General features: G+C 63.8%; 4 protein-coding genes, 1 tRNA gene and 1 pseudogene. 4 read left to right on the forward strand and 2 right to left on the reverse strand.

Going from position 1 to position 4444, the window contains the following annotated elements; translation table 11 throughout:
• Nucleotides 1-31 precede the first annotated feature (31 nt).
• Nucleotides 32-175, forward strand: a pseudogene (locus IVB32_RS39825) (hypothetical protein); the annotation flags it as partial.
• Complete coding sequence (locus IVB32_RS39830) at nucleotides 176-1549, forward strand: EAL domain-containing protein (protein WP_247413138.1); 1374 nt, start codon at nucleotides 176-178, stop codon at nucleotides 1547-1549.
• A 12-nt stretch (nucleotides 1550-1561) separates the two neighbouring features.
• Here the strand turns inward: IVB32_RS39830 and IVB32_RS39835 are convergent, their stop codons facing one another.
• A complete protein-coding gene (locus tag IVB32_RS39835) occupies nucleotides 1562-2239 on the reverse strand; it encodes an LON peptidase substrate-binding domain-containing protein (RefSeq protein WP_018459676.1) in 678 nt (225 codons plus the stop codon).
• 31 nt (nucleotides 2240-2270) lie between these two features.
• Nucleotides 2271-3194, reverse strand: a complete 924-nt coding sequence (gene trxA / locus IVB32_RS39840) for a thioredoxin (protein WP_007598659.1) — start codon at nucleotides 3192-3194, stop codon at nucleotides 2271-2273.
• A 276-nt stretch (nucleotides 3195-3470) separates the two neighbouring features.
• Between trxA and IVB32_RS39845 the strand changes: the two genes are divergently transcribed.
• Nucleotides 3471-3545, forward strand: a tRNA-Gly gene (locus tag IVB32_RS39845).
• Between the two features lie 75 nt (nucleotides 3546-3620).
• A partial coding sequence (locus tag IVB32_RS39850; RefSeq protein ID WP_247413112.1) for an NAD(P)-dependent oxidoreductase occupies nucleotides 3621-4444 on the forward strand: 824 nt, incomplete at its 3' end.

Raw genomic sequence — 4444 nt, forward strand, 5'->3', positions numbered from 1 at the left:
GTCGCACACCGACATCATCAGGCATCGCATCGTGAACGGAATCCTCAAGGGCGATCTCAGCGAGGGGGCTGCCGAGCAATTCATCTCGAAGCTGGCCGCGCTGCCGTTCGATGCGGTCTCAAGCAGGATCGACGAGTTTGCCGACGGTCGGTTGATCTGCGTGACGCGGCAGCCAATGGCCGGTGGCGGATGGGTTGCCACACATCTCGATGTGACCGAGCAGCGCCGGTCTGAGGCCAAAATCACTCATATGGCGCAACATGACGCGTTGACCGATCTGCCCAACCGCGTGCTGCTCAGGGAGCGGATGGAGCATGCCATCGCAGTTACTCGCAACGGTGGCGTCGACTTGGCCGTGCTCATGCTCGACCTCGACCGCTTCAAGGAAGTCAACGACACGCTTGGACATCCGGCGGGGGATTCCCTGCTCCGCGCCGTCGCCGCGCGCCTGCGCGAATGCACCACCGAAACCGCGTTGATCGCTCGACTGGGCGGCGACGAGTTCGCAGTGATCGATTACGTCACCAATCCAGCCGTGGAGGCTGCCGGCCTGGCCGAGAGCATCGGAAGGGCGCTTTGCGAGCCCTTCGATCTCGGCGATCACCGGGTCACGGTCGGCACCAGCATCGGAATCGCCATCGCGCCGCGCGATGGCAGCGATTCCGACGTGATCATGAAGAGCGCGGATCTCGCCCTCTACTCCGCCAAAAGTGGCGGACGTGGCGCATACCGCTTCTTCGAGCCGGAACTCGACGAGCTCATGCACGCGCGACGCAACCTGGAGCACGATATGCGGGATGCCCTTGCCGATCGTCAGTTCGAGCTCCACTATCAGCCGTTCGTCAGCGCCGCTACCGGCGAGACCCGCGGCTTCGAGGCCCTGCTCCGCTGGCATCACCCACAGCGAGGACTGGTCACGCCGAGCGAATTCATCCCGCTTGCGGAGGAGACAGGCCTTATCGTGCCGCTGGGAGAATGGGTCTTGCGGACCGCCTGTGCGGAAGCCGCCAATTGGCCTGCGCATGTCAGGATCGCTATCAACCTATCTCCCGCTCAATTCAGGAGCAAGGAACTCGTTGCTGTCATTGTCGGCGCGCTGGCGAGTTCGGGAGTGGCGCCACACAGGCTCGAGCTCGAGGTCACCGAGACGGTGATCATGCACGATAGCGAGGCTGCTTTCGCGGTGCTCGGACAATTGCGCGAGCTTGGCGTGCGAGTTGCCCTGGACGATTTCGGCACCGGCTATTCGTCTCTGAGCTTTCTGCAGAGATTCCCGTTCGACAAAATCAAGATCGACCGCAGTTTCGTCAGCGAACTATCCAGCCCGAGCGCAGAGGCGCACCATCTTGCGCGGGCAGTGGTTCGTTTTGCTGTCAGCCTCGGCAAGATAACGACCGCCGAAGGCGTCGAAACGAAAGAGCAGCTGGACATCCTCCGTGAGGAAGGCTGCGTCGAAACACAAGGCTACTATTTCAGCCGGCCGATGCCTGCATCCAGCATCACCAGCATGCTGCGGCGAGGTGCCGAAGCGGCCTACCACGCTGCATGAGCATTCCTACCCTCACTGCAGCGGCGGATCGCCGCTGGTGCGCTTCTTCGCGAGGTCCATCTCGGTCACCGCGATCAAAATTTCGGCGCGGGTCTTCAGGTCGGGCGCTTCCAGCATCGCCTGCTTCTCGGCCACGCCATAGGGCGACATCATCGCCAGCGCGTTGACGAGTGCTTCGTTGGGAGCGGTCTCGACGCCCTCCCAGTCAACCTTGAGGTTGTTGGCCTTCAGAAAGTCCGCCAGCACCGTCAGCAGTGCTTCGCGATCGACCTCCTCCTCGCCCATGCGCGGCGTGAAGTCGTCGACGAAGGCAAAGAAATCCACCTTGCACTGCCGGTAGGCGGTGAGAACCTCAAGCTCCTCGACGACCTTGAAGCGCGAGACACCGGTGAGCTCGAGGATGTAGCGGCCGTCGCCGGATTCCGCGAGCTGGGTGATGCGGCCGACACAGCCGACACGGAACAGCGCCGGCTTGTCGGAATTCTTGGGCGAATGCGCGATGTCGGGCTGGATCATGCCGATCAAGCGATGGCCGTCGCGAAAGGCATCGTCGATCATCGCGAGGTAGCGCGGCTCGAAGATGTTGAGCGGCATCTGCCCGCGCGGCAGCAGCAGCGCGCCCGGCAGCGGAAACACCGGAAGGATCTCCGGAAGGTCGGCCGGCCCGCGATATTCGATGTTGATCGGCATCTGCCGGGTCCCCTGGCCTTGCCAGCGCGCGTCAGGAAAACAGGATGATCGACAAGCGCTTGCGTCCCTCGACGGTTGCATCGTCCGTGCCGCCCCAGGCCTCGAAGAACTGTACCAGCTGCTTGCGGGCGCCGTCGTCGTTCCATTTGCGGTCGCGCTTGACGATCGCGAGCAGCTGCTCGGTGGCCGCTGCCCGGTTGCCTTGCGCGTTGAGCGCGATCGCGAGGTCGAATCGGGCCTGATGATCGAGCGGGTTTGCGGCGACTTTCTGTTCCAGCTCGGCGACGGGCCCGAGCTGTTCCGCCTGCTCGGCCAGATCGATCGCGGTCTGCACGGCTTTCACAGCCGGGTCGTTGCGCTTGGATTCCGGGACCATGGCGAGCGTCTGCTTGGCCTGCTCCATCGCGCCGGAGACGGCGTAGCATTTCGCGAGCCCGGCGAGGGCCGCAATGTTGGTCGATTCGAGCTGCAACACCTCCGCGTAGATCTGGGCGGCCGCGGCGGCATCGCCCTCTGCGAGCACGGCCTCGGCTTCCTGGAGGATCTCCGCGATATTCGGCTCACCCGGCGCGGTCACGCCCTTGGTCAGCTTCTCGATGAAGGCGTTGAGCTGGCTCTCCGGGACCGCACCCATGAAGCCGTCGGCCGGCTGGCCGTTGACGAAGGCGATCACCGCCGGAATCGACTGGATGCCCATCTGGCCCGGGATCGCCGGGTGCTGGTCGATGTTCATCTTGACCAGCTTGACCTTGCCCTTGGCGGCCTTGACCGCTTTTTCCAGCAAGGGCGTGAGCTGCTTGCAGGGGCCACACCACTCCGCCCAGAAGTCGATCAGCACCGGCTGGCGCTTCGATTCCTCGATGACGTCCTTCACGAAGGTCTGGGTAGTCGTGTCCTTGATCAGATCGGCGGCAGCCGGGCCCGCTGCTCCGTTACCCTGGTCGATGATCGTCACGGGATCCCCTCGTCTGATGTCTGGAATTGGCGGGTCTTTAGCACGTCGCCAATTCATATGCTTCGCTGTTGGCCCTAAATTGGGCCGGGACGGCCGAATTTCAATCCGTGTGGGCCGATTCGCCGGTTCCGGAGCCTTTTTTGGGGCATTTGGCCGCGTTCGGGTCCATATCGGGCCTCCGATTGCGCATCTATGCCGCCGGTAGCTGTTGCATTCCCCTCCCGCTTTTGGCATACGACAGCCGTTGCCGGCGCAGTCATGCGACCGACACAGGATGCGGGTGTAGCTCAGTGGTAGAGCACGACCTTGCCAAGGTCGGGGTCGAGGGTTCGAGCCCCTTCGCCCGCTCCAATTTTCTCCCAAAGCATCCAGTGAGCCGGATGGGCACGTGGTTTTCCACGCCTCTGGCGGCCGTTTGGGTCTCGAATGACAATTCTGGTCACAGGCAGCGCGGGCCATCTCGGCGAGGGTCTTCTCCGCACGCTCCGCGGGCGCGATTCGTCTGTGCGTGGGATCGACCTGAAGCCATCGCCCTTCACCGATGCCGTGGGCTCGATCGTCGATTCCGACTTCGTCCGGGCCCAGATGGACGGCGTCACCGCGGTGATCCACACCGCGACCCTGCACAAGCCGCATGTGGCGACCCACAGCAAGCAAGACTTTGTCGACACCAACGTCACCGGCACGCTCAACCTGCTTGAAGCGGCCGTGGCCGCCGGCGTGCGCAGTTTTGTCTTCACCAGTACCACCAGCGCGTTTGGCTCGCAGCTTCGCCCCGAGGCGGGCCAAGCCGCGGTGTGGGTCACCGAGGACCTGCCGCCGATTCCGAAGAACATCTACGGCACGACCAAGCTGATGGCCGAAAATCTCTGCGAGCTGTTCTGTCGCGAGCGCGGCCTGCCTGTCGTGGTCTTGAGGACCTCGCGCTTCTTCCTGGAAGACGATGACGATCCGGCGATGCGGTCGGCTTACGCGCCGGAGAATGCGCAGGCCAACGAGCTGCTCTATCGCCGGCTGGATATCGCGGACGCGGTGAGCGCCCATCTGCTCGCCGCCGAGCGCGCGCCGGACATCGGGTTTGCCCGCTACATCCTGTCGGCCACGAGCCCGTTCGAGCAGCGCCATCTCGCCGCACTGGCGCGCGACGCGGCCGGTGTGGTGCACGAGCTCTGTCCGGATTGTGCGGAGCTCTATGCGGCGCGAGACTGGCGGCTGTTCCCCGCGATTGACCGCGTCTATGTCAACGAGCG

Origin of the sequence: Bradyrhizobium sp. 23 (assembly GCF_023073295.1) — a bacterium.
GTDB lineage: Bacteria > Pseudomonadota > Alphaproteobacteria > Rhizobiales > Xanthobacteraceae > Bradyrhizobium > Bradyrhizobium canariense_D.

Coding starts and splice junctions, on each gene's coding strand:
- IVB32_RS39830 (WP_247413138.1), top strand. CDS start 176: ATGGCCGGTGGCGGATGGGTTGCCACACATCTCGATGTGACCGAGCAG.
- IVB32_RS39835 (WP_018459676.1), bottom strand. CDS start 2,239: ATGCCGATCAACATCGAATATCGCGGGCCGGCCGACCTTCCGGAGATC.